At 54.3% G+C, this 15,778-nt stretch carries 14 protein-coding genes; 11 read left to right on the top strand and 3 right to left on the bottom strand.

Translation table 11 applies throughout. The annotated features are described in order from the left end of the window. Positions 1-79: 79 nt before the first annotated feature. Positions 80-688, top strand: coding sequence for an FtsB family cell division protein (locus ACXIUA_RS08940; RefSeq protein ID WP_457976617.1), 609 nt, complete (start codon positions 80-82; stop codon positions 686-688). Positions 689-948: 260 nt separating this feature from the next. Here the strand turns inward: ACXIUA_RS08940 and ACXIUA_RS08935 are convergent, their stop codons facing one another. Continuing rightward, on the bottom strand, positions 949-1,467 hold the full coding sequence (locus tag ACXIUA_RS08935; RefSeq protein WP_457976616.1) for a hypothetical protein: 519 nt from the start codon (positions 1,465-1,467) through the stop codon (positions 949-951). Between the two features lie 315 nt (positions 1,468-1,782). On the opposite strand from ACXIUA_RS08935, the gene ACXIUA_RS08930 reads away from it, so the two are divergent. The 5 genes from ACXIUA_RS08930 (at position 1,783) to ACXIUA_RS08910 (ending at position 5,216) form a co-directional block, all read left to right on the top strand. Further along, entirely contained in the window at positions 1,783-1,938 is a 156-nt protein-coding gene (locus tag ACXIUA_RS08930; protein ID WP_256005320.1) for a hypothetical protein, read from the top strand. 76 nt (positions 1,939-2,014) lie between these two features. Then, positions 2,015-3,166 (top strand): ImmA/IrrE family metallo-endopeptidase, encoded by a 1,152-nt coding sequence (locus ACXIUA_RS08925; RefSeq protein WP_457976614.1) that lies wholly within the window; start codon positions 2,015-2,017, stop codon positions 3,164-3,166. A 3-nt stretch (positions 3,167-3,169) separates the two neighbouring features. After that, a complete protein-coding gene (locus ACXIUA_RS08920; RefSeq protein WP_457976612.1) occupies positions 3,170-3,655 on the top strand; it encodes a DUF4411 family protein in 486 nt (161 codons plus the stop codon). Between the two features lie 53 nt (positions 3,656-3,708). Next, a complete protein-coding gene (locus ACXIUA_RS08915) occupies positions 3,709-4,254 on the top strand; it encodes a DUF501 domain-containing protein (protein WP_457976611.1) in 546 nt (181 codons plus the stop codon). Beyond that, a complete protein-coding gene (locus ACXIUA_RS08910; protein ID WP_457976610.1) occupies positions 4,251-5,216 on the top strand; it encodes a Ppx/GppA phosphatase family protein in 966 nt (321 codons plus the stop codon). The genes ACXIUA_RS08915 and ACXIUA_RS08910 overlap by 4 nt, the downstream gene beginning before the upstream one ends. Before the next feature lie 21 nt (positions 5,217-5,237). Here ACXIUA_RS08910 and ACXIUA_RS08905 read toward each other — a convergent pair whose 3' ends face one another. Next, positions 5,238-5,486: a hypothetical protein gene (locus ACXIUA_RS08905; protein ID WP_070363455.1), complete on the bottom strand. Its 249-nt coding sequence runs from the start codon at positions 5,484-5,486 to the stop codon at positions 5,238-5,240. Between the two features lie 107 nt (positions 5,487-5,593). Here ACXIUA_RS08905 and ACXIUA_RS08900 point away from each other — a divergent pair, with 107 nt between their 5' ends. Genes ACXIUA_RS08900 through ACXIUA_RS08880 form a run of 5 tightly spaced genes read left to right on the top strand, consistent with a single transcriptional unit; the run spans position 5,594 to position 13,645 of the window. Next, entirely contained in the window at positions 5,594-6,964 is a 1,371-nt protein-coding gene (locus ACXIUA_RS08900; protein WP_457976609.1) for a glycosyltransferase family 4 protein, read from the top strand. Positions 6,965-6,973: 9 nt separating this feature from the next. Then, the gene (locus tag ACXIUA_RS08895) at positions 6,974-8,497 is read left to right on the top strand and encodes a glycosyltransferase (RefSeq protein WP_457976608.1); all 1,524 of its coding nucleotides are present in this window, start codon (positions 6,974-6,976) and stop codon (positions 8,495-8,497) included. A 56-nt stretch (positions 8,498-8,553) separates the two neighbouring features. Then, positions 8,554-9,486 (top strand): ABC transporter permease, encoded by a 933-nt coding sequence (locus tag ACXIUA_RS08890; protein ID WP_457976607.1) that lies wholly within the window; start codon positions 8,554-8,556, stop codon positions 9,484-9,486. Then, complete coding sequence (locus ACXIUA_RS08885; RefSeq protein ID WP_457976606.1) at positions 9,470-10,279, top strand: ABC transporter ATP-binding protein; 810 nt, start codon at positions 9,470-9,472, stop codon at positions 10,277-10,279. Before ACXIUA_RS08890 ends, ACXIUA_RS08885 begins: the two co-directional genes overlap by 17 nt. Before the next feature lie 12 nt (positions 10,280-10,291). After that, positions 10,292-13,645, top strand: a complete 3,354-nt coding sequence (locus tag ACXIUA_RS08880; protein ID WP_457976605.1) for a bifunctional glycosyltransferase/CDP-glycerol:glycerophosphate glycerophosphotransferase — start codon at positions 10,292-10,294, stop codon at positions 13,643-13,645. Here the strand turns inward: ACXIUA_RS08880 and ACXIUA_RS08875 are convergent. After that, positions 13,642-15,561 (bottom strand): glycosyltransferase family protein, encoded by a 1,920-nt coding sequence (locus ACXIUA_RS08875; RefSeq protein ID WP_457976604.1) that lies wholly within the window; start codon positions 15,559-15,561, stop codon positions 13,642-13,644. The two genes, ACXIUA_RS08880 and ACXIUA_RS08875, sit on opposite strands and share 4 nt — an antisense overlap. Positions 15,562-15,778: the final 217 nt, after the last annotated feature.

Genomic DNA, 15,778 nt, shown 5'->3' with positions numbered 1-15,778 from the left:
GTACGCACCCCCTGCCCATCGCGCGCTCGCGCGTGGCAGGGGGTGTCGCGTTTTTCCCTGCTGTACACTAATGAGCACTATGAGCACTGGCACGCCCCGAGACAAGCACACAGCGAAGCGCCGCAGGAAGCGGCTGGCTCGCACTGTGCCCGTGGCGTCCCGCGAGCAGCGCAAGCAGCAGCTCGCCGAGCAGAAGGCAAACAGGGAGTCGCGCTTCGCCGCCCCCAACTTAGCGACGCTCGCCCTGCTCATCATCGTGCTCATCGCCGTACTCGTGGCAGTAGCAGCCCCACTTCGTAATTTCTACGAGGGCCGCAACGAGATCGCGCGTGCCCAGGCAAACATTGAGCACTTGGAGCGCCGCCAGGCTGACCTTGAACGCGAGATCGCGATGTACGAGGACCCCGAGTACCTGAACCAGGTGGCCCGCCGCCGCCTCGGCGTGATGGAGCCCGGCGAGTCCGCCTGGCGAGTCATCGACCCCCGCATGACCCACGGCACCACCATCACCTCCGACGAAACCCCCGACGACCGCGGCTGGGCCGTCTTCCTCTGGGACTCGCTACGCGAGGTCCCCGAGGACGTTCCCGCCGACGCTCCTGAAGAATCGCCTGCCCCCGCGGAAGCGCCTGCGCCCGAAGCGCCCGCGGAAGCACCTGAGGCGCCTGAAGCGCCTGAAGCGCAGTAGCCCGAAGCTAAAAGGTAGCAACAGGACTACTGCAATCCACTTTTTCCGTGCTCCCACCTGGATTATTCCAATCCTTATACTCCCATCTGCAAAACCACCAGGCTGCCAGCTCCATGCCGACCCTCGCGGCGCTCCCGTCGACCGATTAAGAGCGTGTTATTCACAGCGTGGGTTTAAAGGAGTGCGACGCTGGTCGCCGAAAACCGCCAAGCCCGGCCCAAACAGCGCGACCTGCATCGCACGACATTTAGCGCACGCTTTTAAGTTCCGGTGCCGCCACGCGAGTGCCTACCTACCAGCAGATGATCTCTCACTGCCTGCTGTACTCGTGCGTCACCCAACATGTAGGCGTCGGCCAGCGCTTGGATCTCGCTGAGATTTTTCTTGCGGATCACGAAACCATAGTCGGAAATCTCATCAGAGAATTCGGTCACACCCGCGCCCTGGAGCTGTTCGAGGCTCTCTATTTGGAACAACTCCCTTCCACCAGCAACGATGCCAAGGTCACTCGGACCCAGGAGACTCCAGCCTGCCAGCGCAATGTTGTCACGGCTGAAACTGATCGCTTCTGAATAAACAAGTTGGCTTCCCAAGAAGGAAGCTTCAGAGCCAAACATGTTCTTGAATTCGTCTGAAACAAATCGGGATAGTGCTTGGGCAAGCATCAGGCTCAAGGTTCCCGCAGCATCAACTTGAACTACCCCTTCATCGATGGCCCGTTGCAGTGCACAGTGGTCAGTTCTGAACCCGCTGGCAATCTGCTCTAGAGATAGTCTCATCGGCTCGACCTCCCAATGACTTCCCGAAATGATTAACGTTGATCCTATTCAGATCAGGAAGCTATTCCTATCCAGACGAACACACATTGAGCAAAGTTCGTTCTCCACCGACGAGGTAAAACATGCGTCCCGAGGGGCCTAGTCGCATCTACAGCCCTTTTGAAGCAAGTTGCCTCGGGGCTAACGCCCGCTAACGATAGCGAATATCACGCTATTTTAACGCTCACGCCGGATCCCAACGAGCACAACCGAGTACCAGAACCATGTAGTCTGAAACAAACACAACGGCCTGCGACAATGAGAGGAGCACGACCGATGAATTCCAACACACCGGATCAACTCCCGCCTAAGAACACCCGCCCCAAACAGCAACCCATCGACCAGCAGTGGCTGATTGATTACCTCACGCTCCCGAAGAGAAAGAAGCGCTCGAAGCTCACTGAGTTCTTCGGCTGGGTCCTTGGGTTTTAACGTTTAACCAGGCAAGTTAAAGTATTCTCAATTCTGTTGCGCCGTTTTCATTACCAAGATTGAAAGGAGGGAAGCGATGGGGGTTCTGCGTATTGATATCGAGCCGTCTGTACTGGACTGGGCGCTGCGACGTACAGGACTCAGTGACGAAAAGCTCCGTGCCACGTTTCCCAAGGTAAACGATTGGCGCTCAGGGGAGGAGCGTCCGACGCTCAACCAAGCGAAGGAACTAGCGAAGAAGGCACGAATCCCATTTGGACGGCTCCTTCTTCAGGCGCCTTCTGGCGAAGAGGCTGATGTACCTGATTTTCGTACTGTCAGAAATGAGCGTCTCGATGGGCTGAGTCCTGATCTGCAGGAAGTTATTCACTCCGCCGAGGGGCGCTTGGGGTGGTACGCGGATTACGCGGAGGAAGTTGGAATTCCTGGTCCTGAAATTCTGCGCTCTGCCCAAGATTCCACCAGTCCCATCCTGGCTGCTCGCCAGGCTCGCATCGCGCTGGGGTTTGACGAGGCTTCTGCAATTCCTGGGCCAGAGAGAGTGACGACACTAACGCATCATATGGAAGATGCAGGGATTTTAGTATCCCGAAATTCCATTGTCGGAAACTCTACGCAACGTCATCTCAGTGTTGATGAGTTCCGCGGATTTACCCTGATTGATGGGGAATTCTGCCTGGTGTTTGTGAATACAAGTGACGCCAAAACTGCGCAGCTCTTCAGCCTCGCTCACGAGCTGGGACATGTTGCTTTGGGGGAGGCTGGTATTTCTGACCACAGCGACCACCTGAAGGTAGAGCGCTGGTGTAACGAATTTGCAGCAGCATTCCTCGCTCCAGAGACTGCAGTGAGGGAACGGTACAACAAGAAGCGTTCTTTGCTCGACAACGTCGCGTCTCTGGCAAACGCGTTTGGCATCAGTAGGGAAGCGACGCTGTTGCGCCTGAAAGGTATCTTCTCGATCGAGCAACAAGAGTTCGACGAAGTTATGCGATTGGTCCGTGTCAGGAATGAAAAGAAAGCTACACAAGAAGGCAGCGGCGGTCCTTCGTTCCATGTCCTCGTTCGGTCTCGCGTCGGCGAGCGATTCTTTGAGACGATCACGTTTGCCGCAAAATCCGGACAAATACCGGAGAGGGATGCCGCGCGGCTCCTTGGTGCTTCCTCGTACAAGTCCTTTGAGAACCTGGTGAAGAAAAGTCATTGGGCTAGCCGGGAGGTGGGGTAGCCGGTGTACCTAATTGATACGAACTTCCTAGGAACAATCACCAATCTGTATCCCGATGATGTGTTCCCAACCTTGTGGAATGAACTTGAGAACACGCTTTTCACTGATGATGTGTTCTTCCATGCGGAAGTGGACGCTGAGCTGAGAAAATGGGGGCACCCGAAGCTGCAGTGGTATTTGGATCATGTGCAGCCAAAGCAAATTCTGCAGACAGATGAGGCTGAGCTCGAAGCATATGAACGGGTAACTTTGTGGGCTGAAGAGAAGCAAGATCCCGCATACAAGCAAGCGGCAGTAGATGATTTTCTGAATGTGGCTGACTCGTGGCTCGTGGCATCGGGCGCTCGCCATGAATACACAATTGTCTCGAATGAGACTCCAGCCCCAAATGCGATAAAGAGGATCAAGATCCCAGATGCGGCTGCCGCATTCAATGTTGAGTGCAAAACACTTCTTGAGTTTTTACGGGCCCGGCGCATCACGGTGTAGCTCACCGCTGCACCGTTCCACCACCGCCCACCCCGTGTGGAACAATGTTGCTCATGCAACCGACTCAAGAGGATCTCAATATCATTCAGGAGCAGCTCGGCCGCCCGCCGCGCGGTGTGCTGGAAATTTCCTACCGCACGCCCGATGGTCAGCCTGCGGTGGTCAAGACTGCACCCAAGCTTGACGACGGCACTCCGTTCCCCACGCTTTACTACCTGACGGACCGCCGCCTCACCGCCGAGGCTTCGCGTTTGGAGGGCGCTCAGGTGATGAAGTGGATGGAAGCCCGCCTGGCAGAGGACGAGGGCTTGCAAGAGGATTATCGCCGCGCCCACGAGTACTTTTTGGCGAAGCGCAACGAGATTGAGGATCTGGGTACGGACTTCTCTGGCGGCGGCATGCCGGACCGGGTGAAGTGCCTACACGTGCTGATTGCCTACGCGCTTGCGGAGGGGCCGGAGCATTTCCGTTTCGGTACGGAGGCTGTGGCGCTCGCTGCCGAGCACGGTAATCTGCGCGGCACCGCGATCCCGGCTGATTGGCCGACGCTGGAACAGCTTGGTATCACGCTCGCTGAGGCGGGGGAGCACCTCGCATGAGCCAGCCGCTAACACTCGCCGCGGTTGACTGCGGCACGAACTCCATCCGCCTCCTGATCACCCGTTTCGACCCCGCAACGAATACGTTCGAGGAGGTCTGCCGCGAGAACATCATCGTGCGTTTGGGCCAGGGCGTGGACGAGACCGGCGCGTTGAACCCGGAGGCCATTGAGCGCACCCGCAAGGCGCTGACCACCTACACTGAGCGCATGCTTGCCGAGGGCGTCCAGCGCGTGCGAATGGTCGCCACCTCTGCGACGCGCGACGCTTCCAACCGCGACGTCTTCTTCGACATGACCCGCGAGCTGCTCAGCCAGATCCAGCCTGGCGCACAGGCGGAGGTGATTACGGGGGAGGAGGAAGCCCAGCTCTCCTTCATTGGCGCCACGATGGACCTTCCCACCGACGCTGGCCCGTTCTGCGTCATCGACTTAGGCGGTGGCTCGACCGAGTTCGTAGTAGGCAGCGGCGACACCATCGAGGGCCGCATCTCCACCCAAATGGGGTGTGTGCGCCTTACCGAGCGTTTCTTGCGTTCGGACCCGCCAGCTCCCGAGGAGCTGCGCGCAGCCCGCGACTACGCGCGCGAGCAGGTCCAGCACGCGGCAGCGTTGGTCAACATGGCGAAGGCCCGCACTGTGGTCGGCTGCGCCGGCACCTTTACGACCCTCTCCGCCCTCACCCAGCGCCTTCCCGAGTACGACCCAACCCGCATCCACCTCTCACGCCTCACCTTCGACGACCTGCGAGCCACCATCGCGGAGATCCAGGCGCTGAGCGTGCAGGAGCGCAAAGATCACCCGGTGATCCACCCCGGGCGTGCCGACGTCATCCCCGCCGGCGCTGCCGTCGTCGAGGAAATAATGAAAGCCGCCGAGGATTTCACTGGTCTTGACTCGATTGTGATCAGTGAGAAAGACATCCTCGACGGCATCGTGGCCTCGTTGGCAAGCCACGAATAGTAACTTTAACTCAAGTAAACGCTAGTCCTCGTCCGGCTCCAGGATTTGGTCCTGGTGCCCCCGCTTGCCGCGTAAGTCTTTGATCTCACGCATGCGGGGTTCCGGATCGATCTTGTTCGCAATGGCCTTACGGGTGGAGGTCACCACCTGTTTGGCCACCGGCGAGTTCACTGCCTTCTGTGTGGCGTTGACAATCTGGTGATAGCGCTTGCGCCCGGCTTTCGTGCCGAACACGTACCCGGCGGCTGCTCCGACAACGAATTGAATCATGGGTGCCATAGTACAGAGGATTACGATCTTGCTTCAGTACTGCCACAATTAAGGTTTTAAGAAAGCTAACCGTTATCCTGGATGCCAAGGCACACGCCGATATTGCGATGACTGTTGGTGCACTCTGTGAGAAGGGAATGAAGTTGGCTCGTATTTTGGTGCTATCGCATTATTGGGCGCCAGAAAATGGGGTCCCACAGCGGAGGTGGACGTGGCTCACTGAGATGCTGCACGAGCAGGGGCATTCCGTCAGTGTCATCGCGCCACCGCCGCATTACAATCGCGTGAATGATTGGGCGGAACGCGCCAAGGATGCAAGAGTGCGCACTCGGCGCCGCATTCGGGGGGTGAACAAAGTCGAGTGGGGTCCATCGGGGGAGCGGATCTTTCGGACACAGTATCTAACTGGTGGCTCCGGGCTGACAGCGAAGGCTTTGAACCAAGGATTTGTTGCGCTCTCGACGCTGCTGAAAGTCGCCAAACAGCGCTATAAGGCGGAGGAGGCGACGCCTGATCTCGTCATCGGCACGGTTCCGGCGCTGCCTACTGCTTTTATTACTCCGCTTGCTGCGAAGTTGCTTGGGGTGCTGTACGTGATTGATTTGCGGGATGCCTGGCCGGACTTGTTGAAGTACTCGAATGACTGGAACTCTGGACTGGGTGAATCTTCGTGGCGGGAACGAATCTTTGGCAAGGGGCCAAAGCAGGTTGTCATTGCCATCGTTTCTCACTTGTTGAAGAAGTCGTTGCGAAACGCTGCTGGTGTGATTGTCACCGCTGATGACTTGGGGGAACAGCTTCAGGTAAAACTTTCTCACCGAAATTCAAGCGCTCGGGTGAACGTTTGCACTTTGCGTAATGTGTTCCCAGTTGAAAGTGCATACTCTAGAGATCAGGCAGCTCCCGTACACCATGTGGAGAGTGAACGCCCGTATCTCAACGTGTTGTACGCCGGTACGTTGGGGCGGGCGCAGAAGCTCGGGAATGCGATCGCGGCGGCAGAGCTGGCTCACCAACAAGGCGTTGATGTGCACTTGAAGCTCATCGGTGCTGGCGTCACCAAGGAAGCTTTGCAAAATCAAGCACGGGAACTCGACGCCGATATCCAAATCCTGCCCAGGACTTCCGCAGATGCGCTTGAGCAGTATTACTCCTGGGCCGACACTGCTTTGGTTCATCTTGCTGATTGGGCGCCACTGCAGCGCGCAGTGCCTTCGAAAACGTACGAGCTCATGGAGGCTGGGATTCATATCAGTGGGGCAGTGGAGGGCGAAACTGCGCGCTTGATTGAACAGCTGCACGCGGGTCATACAGTGCCTGCCGAAGACCCACAGGCGCTGGCGCAGCTTTGGGTCCGGCTGGCCCACAACCGAGAACAACTGGAAGTTCCGAGTAATGCGGCGCAGTGGGTAGTTCACGAGCGCGACGTCGCTAGTCCAGCTGCGTTACAGAAGTTCCTCGACGCCCTCTCGAACTAAGGCAGTACCGTGAAGTCGTTGCTCAAAGGCGTGTATCTACGCCAAGCGGTATTTACTGTGGGGTTTATTGCACAGCAGTGCAGAACTGACGCTGATGCGTTTGCGCGCAATGTAGCGCAGCGTCTTAAACACGCTCGGGTCGTCGGCCCTGTGTTGCAGCGTCGTGTGCGTTCAAACCAAGTCGGTGATCAACAGGATACAGCGAAGGTTGCTCGGCACGCCTTCGAATCTGGTAATTATTCGGAAGCCATCGATCTGCTCGTGGGCAGTCGACGTCACCGGCTCACCCGCCAACGCTATGAGTTTGAGCGAGCGAAACTGCACCAGGGCATTGAGCCGTCTCTGCCGCTGCACGGAGCGGAACGTGTTTTTCACTACCTGACAAATTCGTTGCCTCACACAAGTGCGGGGTATTCGCTGCGCAGCCACGCTGTGTTGCAGAGCATGCAGTCCGTGGGAATCCAGGTAGCGGCTGTAACAAGGTATGGCTACCCCAACATTGTTGGGAAGCTGGCTGCAGACGAACATGAATGTGTTGAGGGCATTGATTATTTTCGGATCCTGCCGTTGTGGCCATCGGGCTCATTTGCGAAGCAACAAGACCAGGCCGTACAACAGCTAGTACGGTATGCAGCCAGGTTTGGTGCCGAAGCGCTGCACACTACGTCGGGCTTTGAGAACGCATTGATTGTCAGTCGCGCCGCAAAACGGCTTGGCATCCCGTGGGTGTACGAAATGCGTGGTGTGCCTGAGCAGACGTGGCTTTCTAAGCAGCCATCGAACAAGCGCGAGACTGCGAAAGAATCTGAGTACTACCAAGGGGCTCACCGCCAGGAACTAGAGGCTGCTCGCCAGGCCGCTGCAGTGGTTGTGCTGAGCGAAATTACAAAATGGTCTTTGATTGAGCGCGGAATTAGTGCCGAAAAGATTGTCGTCGCGCCGAATGGTGTGCCCGATGACGCGTTCCAGCAGCTTGATTCGAAGCTTGAACTACGCCGGGAGCTTCATCTTCCCGAGGACAAGACGCTTGTGGGCGCCATCACCGCGGTTGTCGACTACGAAGGCCTGGAGTATTTCCTGGAAGCGCTCACCAAACTCGATGAGTCTTTCGCTGGCGTCATAGTAGGTGATGGGGTAGCGCTGGAGGGACTGAAAGAACAGGCTCTTGCGCTCGGTATTGAACAGCGTGTGTGCTTCGTTGGCCGACAGCCTCCGAGCGGTATCCACAAATGGTACGGGGCGCTCGACATCTTTGTAGTACCGCGCAAAGACACCGTCGTGTGCAGGAACGTGACCCCTATTAAGTCGGTTATGGCGCAGGCACTCGACATCCCTGTAGTTGCTTCTGACCTGCCAGCGCTGCGCGAAGTGACAGGTGGTCTAGAAACGTACGTCGAGCCGGAGAATGCTTTGTCGCTGGCAGAGGGAATTCGCTTCGCGGAAAGATGTGCACACGATGAGAGACGTACATCCTGGGCGCGTACCAGAGCCTGGTCGGCCGTGGCGCAACAATACTCCACGCTATACAAGTAGCGAACAAAATAGCATTGCAACAGCGTGCTTACTAAGCTGTAACAGTTAGGCTTTGAATGACGGAGATTTTTGCACCGCCAGTGGAAGGATTGTTGATGAGTCTTGATACGAACAGTGACGAAGAAAGTCACCAGCCTTCCAACACGGTTGTTGTGGATACGGCGTCGTTGAAAAAACTCTCGGCGCGGCCACCTATCGGGCAGTACATTGCTGAGATCTGGCAGCGACGCTACTTCCTACACGCAGATGCGACCGCAAAAGCCTTTCGCACGCCACGCGACGTCTGGATGGGCAAAGTCTGGCTTGTCATTTCACCGTTGATTGACGCGATGATGTACGCCGTCATTTTCGGCTTCATTATCCGTACGAGTAACGGTATTCAGAACTTCCCCGGATACGTGGTGCTAGGGGTTACCATATTTCAGATTTTTCAGAAGTACATCACTGACGGTAATGACTTGGTGAAGAAGCAGCAGAATCTGATTAAATCGTTCATGTTCCCGCGTGCAGCGCTGGTGCTATCGCAGAGCTTGCGGTTGTTCTATTCAACGATGCTACCTGTCGGGGTTGCAACGGTTTTCACGTTGCTAACGCAGCTCAATGAGCCGCTGCATTGGACGATTATCTTTCTCGTTCCGCTTTTCTTCCTGGCCCATATTTTTGGTACAGGCATCATGTTCATCGTCGCGCGTGTCACAGCCTTTTACCCAGACGCAGAGATCATTTTCCGCTTGGGGCAGCGTTTTTGGTTCTACAGTTCGGGCGTGTTCTTCTCCGTGGAACGCTTTGTCCACCAACCGGTGCTGAAAGAGGTTATGGAAAACAACCCGGGGTACCAGTTCCTTATGGCAGCCCGTAACTGCGTCATGTACGGTCAAGTACCAACAATGGACCTCTGGGGACCGATCATCATTTGGTCTTTTGCTACCTTTGCGGTCGGATTCCTTTTCTTCTGGAGGGCGGAAGAGCGTTATGTCACAGTCAAATAGCAATGACAGCGGGATGGTTCCTTCGATCGTGCTTCGGAACATCACTATGGACTACCCAGTGAAGTCTGAGGAAAAGCGTTTCGGCTGGGACACAGTTCGTGCGCTCGATGACATCAACCTTGTGCTGTATGAAGGCCAGTCAGTTGGTTTCTTCGGCCAAAATGGTTCTGGGAAGTCGACCATGATGAGGATTATTGCAGGGGCTGAGCGACCATCGAGCGGTGAAGCGCGCGTGAAATCCCAACCGACGCTCATGGGCGTACGCGCTGCGTTGCAACCACGACTATCTGGCGCTAAGAACATCAGGATTGGTTGTCTTGCCATGGGGATGACGCCCCAAGAAACTGAAGCTGCTTTCCCCGGGATTGTTGAACTTGCTGACATCGGGGATGCGATCGACCGTCCGATGAACACATATTCTTCGGGACAGGGTGCGCGTTTGGGGTTCTCCATTGGGTTAGCAACGAACCCCGAGATCCTTATCGTTGATGAGACGCTTTCTACCGGTGACGCAGCATTCGCTCAACGTGCAGAGGCGAAGATGCAGTCACTGATCGATAGCGCCGGTACGGTCTTGCTTGTGTCGCATTCACCGAAGCAGCTGGAGACGATGTGTGACCGGGGGGTGTGGATCCACGAAGGCAAGATCATCGCTGATGATGACGTGGAGGAAGTTTCGACAAAATACCAAGAATGGGTCGAGTTGAAAGGGGCGAATGACTTCGCTGCGGCGGATGAAGTTATCGAGCAAGTCCGGTTGGGATATTCTAGCCCCAATATTGTTTTCAAGTAGCGGAGAACACGAGTGGGATTGGGAAACATCCGGACAGCGATTTCGTATGCGCATGATGTTCGTGCGTGGCTGAAACAGGCCCGCCACGCGAGTGCTTGGGTGCACGCGAAATCATCAACTGCTCCGATTCTTAGCGTTGTTATCCCGTGTCATAACGCTGCCCGTTGGATAGCAACCTTGGTGCACTCTGTTCAATCACAAGGCATCGATGAGCTCGAAATTCTAGTGGTCGATGATGCATCAACCGATGCTTCCAGAGCTATATTGAATTCGCTTGCGTTGTTAGACAAACGCATCAAAATCATCGACGGTGAAGGGCGAGGACCTGGTGCAGCTCGCAATCTAGCGATACGGCAGGCACAGGGAGAATTCCTCACTTTCGCCGATGCGGATGACATCGTGCTTCCGGGTGCGTACTTGTCAATGCTGGATTCACTGAAGGCAACGGGAAGCGATTTTGTCTTTGGGGGGTACGTTCGCCATAAGGGGAGTTCGGTATCGCGCCCACAGATAGTTGAGGCGACGCACCGAGAAAATCTAGCAAGAATGACTGCGAAAACGTTTCCTCAGGCGTTCGAAGAACCCGTGCTGTGGAACAAGATATTCCGCACTGATTTTTGGAATGCACACGTTGGTCCAATTCCCGAGGGCGTGAATTATGAGGACCAACCTCCAGTGCTGCGGGCGATCTGTGCCGCAGGGTCATTTGATGTTTTGAAGCGGGATGTGTATTCGTGGCGGTTGGCCTCGGTTGGTACTTCGCGTTCGACCGTGAAGGCTTCGCTGCGAGACGTTCGAGATCGAGCGGCCATCACACGGATGATGTGGAAGGAAGCAAAAGAGAACGGTGTACCGTGTGAGCTCTTGGAATGCATGCTTGAACGGTTTATCGCGCGAGATTTGAACCTGTTTGCAGTTCACTTGCCTCATAGACCACACGGGGATCCGTACCGCGAAACCATGCGAGCACTCGCGAGGGATATCGCGGGATGGACTCGCAAACTTCCTGAGGTTATGCAGCGCATACCACTTGAACAGAGACTGTTGTTTTGGGTGCTTGCGCACGGTAACGATCACGATATTGACGAAGAAATTGGGTTCCGCCTGGAATTAAAGCACTCCTATGCGTTCGCGCCTAGCGGTGTGTTGAAAGTTAGTTGCCGCTCAACTGTTGCAGGAATTCCCGAAGATTATGAGCGAGCACAGGCGGTTGACCTACCGGTCCACGCCATGATCCAAGAAGTTCGGTGGAACGATGCGAACAGCGTGGAGCTTCAAGTCAGAGCATTCATGGCAGGAGTGAACAGCGATGACGTCGAGCTTTCATTCTTCGCTGTGGAGAATGAAAGTGAAGCACCCCGGGTACTACTTCGGGCGAGGAAATTCTGGGACTCGCGAAATAATGCTGCGGTACAGGATCCATGGTTCGACAGGAATGAAGACTCGTTCGTATTATCCGTCGACCTCAATAAGAGGAAGCGCGTATCCTTCGCTGTCGAAGCACGCTGGAATGGACTCACTTCTACTGGATTCGTTAAATACAGTGGGGAGCCAGCGACGAATCAACCAGGGCCTCTCAGCTGTGGTGAACGCTGGACAGTCTCGTCTGAGCGAGACACAGGCGGCGAACGGTTCGTTCTGCAACTGCGTGAAGTCGCCTTGACAGCTCCCGTGCTGAAGAATTGGACTACTAATAGTCGGCGTGTTGACGGTGAAACGGATACCTCGGAATTGCATTACACATTGCAGCCGACTGGGTACCGAGCACTGCTAGGACAGCCAAAGAGAATTCCGCTAGAGTCAAACGGCACACGTGTAGAGTACGGCGTTGTAGGCGAGCAGTCGCTCTATTCCTCTGCAGCTGTGAAGGTTCGTCCAGACATCAAGGGCGTTGCCTATATAGATCAAAAAGCAGTACGGGTAGTGTTGGATTCTGCAAAAATCGAAGGCAGCCGAATGGTTCTTACAGGGCGCTGCAGCTCCGAAACCGTGCGCCCCACGATATGGTTGCGGTCCTCACAACATACGTTAAAAGCAGAAGTCACATGGAAGAATGGTGTTTTTCGAGCATGTTTTGATCTTCCCCTTACCCAAGCCGCCTCGTATTTTCTACGGTGGTCCATCTTCAGCTCGAATCGCATTTCTCGGGCATCAGTCGAACCTGGAGAACTAGTTAGCAATGTTTATGTTGCAGGATCTGTGAGGTCAGTTCGTATTGAGCCACGAGAGAATGGGACCACTGCTGTATATATTCTGCCTGCAGACCAGGTATCGAAAGCCACTCGATGGGAGACGTACCACGGCATTCCGGCTCAAGAAAAGGAACTAATCGATGGAGTTTTCTTCGAGTCATTTAGCGGCAAGAACGCAGCTGATAACCCTGGTGCGGTTTGCCAATATCTTTTAGAGCGAAGTATTGGCGTCCCGCTCTGGGTATCTGTCCGCGATGAAAACACAGAGGTCCCTGATGGCGCCATTCCTGTGATCACTGGCAGTGACGCTTGGTACGACAAACTTACTCGAGCAAAAGTCATTGTCGGAAACGACAATTTCCCGCTGTGGTTTCGGAAGCGACCGGGCCAATACTGGTTGCAAACATGGCATGGTTGGCCAATTAAACGATTGCTCTTTGATGCACACCCGAACTTTGTTGGTCTTTCATATCGGCGGTTGATGGCACGCCAGGCAAGTGACTGGGACTTGTTACTTGCACAGTCCGGTGAAGCCGCTCAACGAATTGCAGGTTCTGCACATTACACCGGTCCAGTACTGGAAGGAGAGTACCCAAGAAACCTTGCTCTAGAGCAGGCGATGCAGGATGTAGCAAGCGTCAAAGCAAATCTAGGGATCCCTACGGGAAAGCGCGTGATTCTGTGGGCGCCTACATGGCGTTATTCAGCTGACGAACTAATTTTCCCCGCGGAGAAGATCGCGAGAGAAAATGATGCGGTAGTGCTTGTTCGTGGCCATCATATGAGAGCAGTGCACAGGAAGGGCAAGAACGTAAAAAACGTTAGCTCCTATCCATGCGTAGAGGAGCTTCTCGCCATTGCAGATTTGTTGATTTCTGACTACTCCTCGATTTTCTTTGACTACGCGCTCACTGGCAAGCCATCGATTGTGTACGCGCCCGACTTGGAAATATATAAGACTCAAGAGCGAGGGTTCTATAGCGACTGGCCTAATGACTCTGGACGACCAGTTGCGCTCACCACCGAAGCGCTTGAATCAGAAATTACAACGGTGTTGGGGGAAACGACATCGCTCAGTGCTAATGAATTAGATCGGCAAGAGAAAGTTCAAAAATCTGTTCTTGAGAACCTTGCACAGATAGAAGCCTGGATTATTCAGAAATTGAAATCCTAGGCTTCTACATGCGCTTCATTCAATCCAAATGATCGAACTTCACCTTGGGCGATGAACTCTGCGTCGGAGAGTTTCCAGGTGTGGTTTGTGCCACGCACCTGGATGAAATTAAATCGGTCGGTGGAATAAATGTGGCCCCTTGCAGCTAAAATCGACTTGAGGAAAGCAGTGTCTTCGCCCGTGGTTCTATCCTCGAATTGGTGTTGCTCAAAAGTCGAACGTGGACCGAATAGAGTTGGCCCTGCGACAAAATTAGTCCACAGGTGTTCTTGGTCAGGCTTACGTAAAACAAGTGCGTTGGAACTTTCTACGTAGGCGTATGCAGCTTGTTTCCCAACTAGATCAGCACCGCTGTACATAACGGCATTGCGCATGTCCTCGAGGTAGTGAGGCAGATAATAATCGTCGTCGTCGAACTTCGCTATGAAGTTGCCACTCGATTGAGAAACTGCCGTATTTAAGCAAGTACCGAGTGACCAATTTTGAGGGGCGGCCAGTAGTTTTACTGTGGCAGGATCGATGTCAAGGTCGAGGCAAAGCTCGTGTAAACGCTTTTGCTTCACCTCGTAGCCATGCGTTACGAGAATGAGCTCACACTCTTCGATCGACTGCCTTGCGAACTGGCCCAATAAGTGAGGGACCTTGTCTGGTCGGTTAGATGAACAAATGACTGATACGAGACCGGAAGACTGAGAAAGGGGTTCAAGCCCAATAGCAGTGAAAAGCTGCCTTGCTCGGTGACTGTAGCAGTGCTCATTCCAAATGGTTCGTTGAGCGCGGTGTACCATTTTCTCGCGATATTCGGGAGAATTAATCAGTGTAGTGAGAGTCGCAGTAGCCTCTTCCACAGATTCCACTTCTGCTAAAGCATCAAGGGAGAAAAAATTTTTTGTCGCTGGACTTGGGGTGGTGACTACTGCTGCCCCGCTCGCTGGAAGCTCAAATAGGCGGCGTGCGCACATCGAAGGGCTAGTCACCACTGAGTTCACGTTGAGGAATACCTTATGTTCCTTGTTCGCAGAAAGCATTCGTTCTGGCGGTAGACTCCCAACGATGTATCGGCGCATTTGTTTCGGGAATTGGTACCGCTTGTCGGTATTTCCTAGTCGAGAGAAAATACAGAAATTGAACCCGTTCTTCGACGCTGAGGCAGCGGCTGCCTCGAGGAGGAGGTCCAGCTGTTGGCGGCGCTCCGGATACTTGTGGTTGAAATAAGTGCCCGCAAACGCGATGTCCCCACGTTGCCACCGTTGATCTCGTATACCTGGCATATTTGGTTGGTTACGAGCGGGGTTATGAATTGCAGGTTGAGCCGCAAACGGCATGACCCCAACAACAGTGTCCGGTGCGATTTCGCGGTATCGTTCAACCATGTCCGAATCGGTGGTGAAGATGTAATCGAAGCCTGAGGCTGTAGTGATGAAGTCATCAAAATGGGCTGGGTCTTCTTTGTTCCAAAAGACTGTGGGAATGTTATGTTCTTTGCACCAGTCCAACAATTCACGGAGTGCTGGGTCCACTGAGTCAGTCCTGTTTAGTCGGCTTCGCCACAGGCCCCCATTGCCGGCGTGAGCAGATTCTACAAATAAGAAATCGATACGGGTACCTTCAAATACTTGTATCCAATCGTTTGGAGAAGGACTAACTACCTGAAATTCATTTCGCCAGCAGAACATCGAAAAATCATCGAGGATCACGGCGCCCGTAATTTGCCGTGTTGGACGGATATAAGGATTTGCTTTGAAAATAATTGAGCTAAGCGGATCGAAGCGAGATGAATCTGGCCATAGAAAATGCGTGATTCTCTGGAACCTACTGCGCTTCATCGGAAGTATTTGATCGACTAACTGGTGACCTTCACTGCTAATTCTTGCTAGTACGTAGTTGATGTTTCCGTGCTTGAGTTGGCGAACCATCGTGGCTCCACGTTGAATTGTTCGGGGAAAATGAGAGGTCATACAAACAGTTCCTTAATTGTGATTGCGCCGTAACTAATAGGGCTATAAAAGATCGCGATGCGCTGGTCTTCGATTGCCTTAGCAGTCTACTACCCAAGCCTACGTGTATAGATACGTATTTTTGTCCATTGACGTGCAACGTTAGAGAGTTTAATGAAGCGTGCATTGGAGGCTC

Source organism: Corynebacterium sp. UMB8791, from assembly GCF_054166365.1.
Note: the sequence above shows the minus strand (reverse complement) of the source record. Positions and strands in the feature narration are given on the sequence as shown.

Excerpts from the sequence above, each read along its gene's own strand:
- ACXIUA_RS08940 (WP_457976617.1), top strand. The coding sequence starts at position 80 with ATGAGCACTGGCACGCCCCGAGACAAGCACACAGCGAAGCGCCGCAGG.
- ACXIUA_RS08935 (WP_457976616.1), bottom strand. The coding sequence starts at position 1,467 with ATGAGACTATCTCTAGAGCAGATTGCCAGCGGGTTCAGAACTGACCAC.
- ACXIUA_RS08930 (WP_256005320.1), top strand. The coding sequence starts at position 1,783 with ATGAATTCCAACACACCGGATCAACTCCCGCCTAAGAACACCCGCCCC.
- ACXIUA_RS08925 (WP_457976614.1), top strand. The coding sequence starts at position 2,015 with ATGGGGGTTCTGCGTATTGATATCGAGCCGTCTGTACTGGACTGGGCG.
- ACXIUA_RS08915 (WP_457976611.1), top strand. The coding sequence starts at position 3,709 with ATGCAACCGACTCAAGAGGATCTCAATATCATTCAGGAGCAGCTCGGC.
- ACXIUA_RS08910 (WP_457976610.1), top strand. The coding sequence starts at position 4,251 with ATGAGCCAGCCGCTAACACTCGCCGCGGTTGACTGCGGCACGAACTCC.
- ACXIUA_RS08905 (WP_070363455.1), bottom strand. The coding sequence starts at position 5,486 with ATGATTCAATTCGTTGTCGGAGCAGCCGCCGGGTACGTGTTCGGCACG.
- ACXIUA_RS08900 (WP_457976609.1), top strand. The coding sequence starts at position 5,594 with ATGACTGTTGGTGCACTCTGTGAGAAGGGAATGAAGTTGGCTCGTATT.
- ACXIUA_RS08890 (WP_457976607.1), top strand. The coding sequence starts at position 8,554 with ATGACGGAGATTTTTGCACCGCCAGTGGAAGGATTGTTGATGAGTCTT.
- ACXIUA_RS08885 (WP_457976606.1), top strand. The coding sequence starts at position 9,470 with ATGTCACAGTCAAATAGCAATGACAGCGGGATGGTTCCTTCGATCGTG.
- ACXIUA_RS08875 (WP_457976604.1), bottom strand. The coding sequence starts at position 15,561 with ATGGTTCGCCAACTCAAGCACGGAAACATCAACTACGTACTAGCAAGA.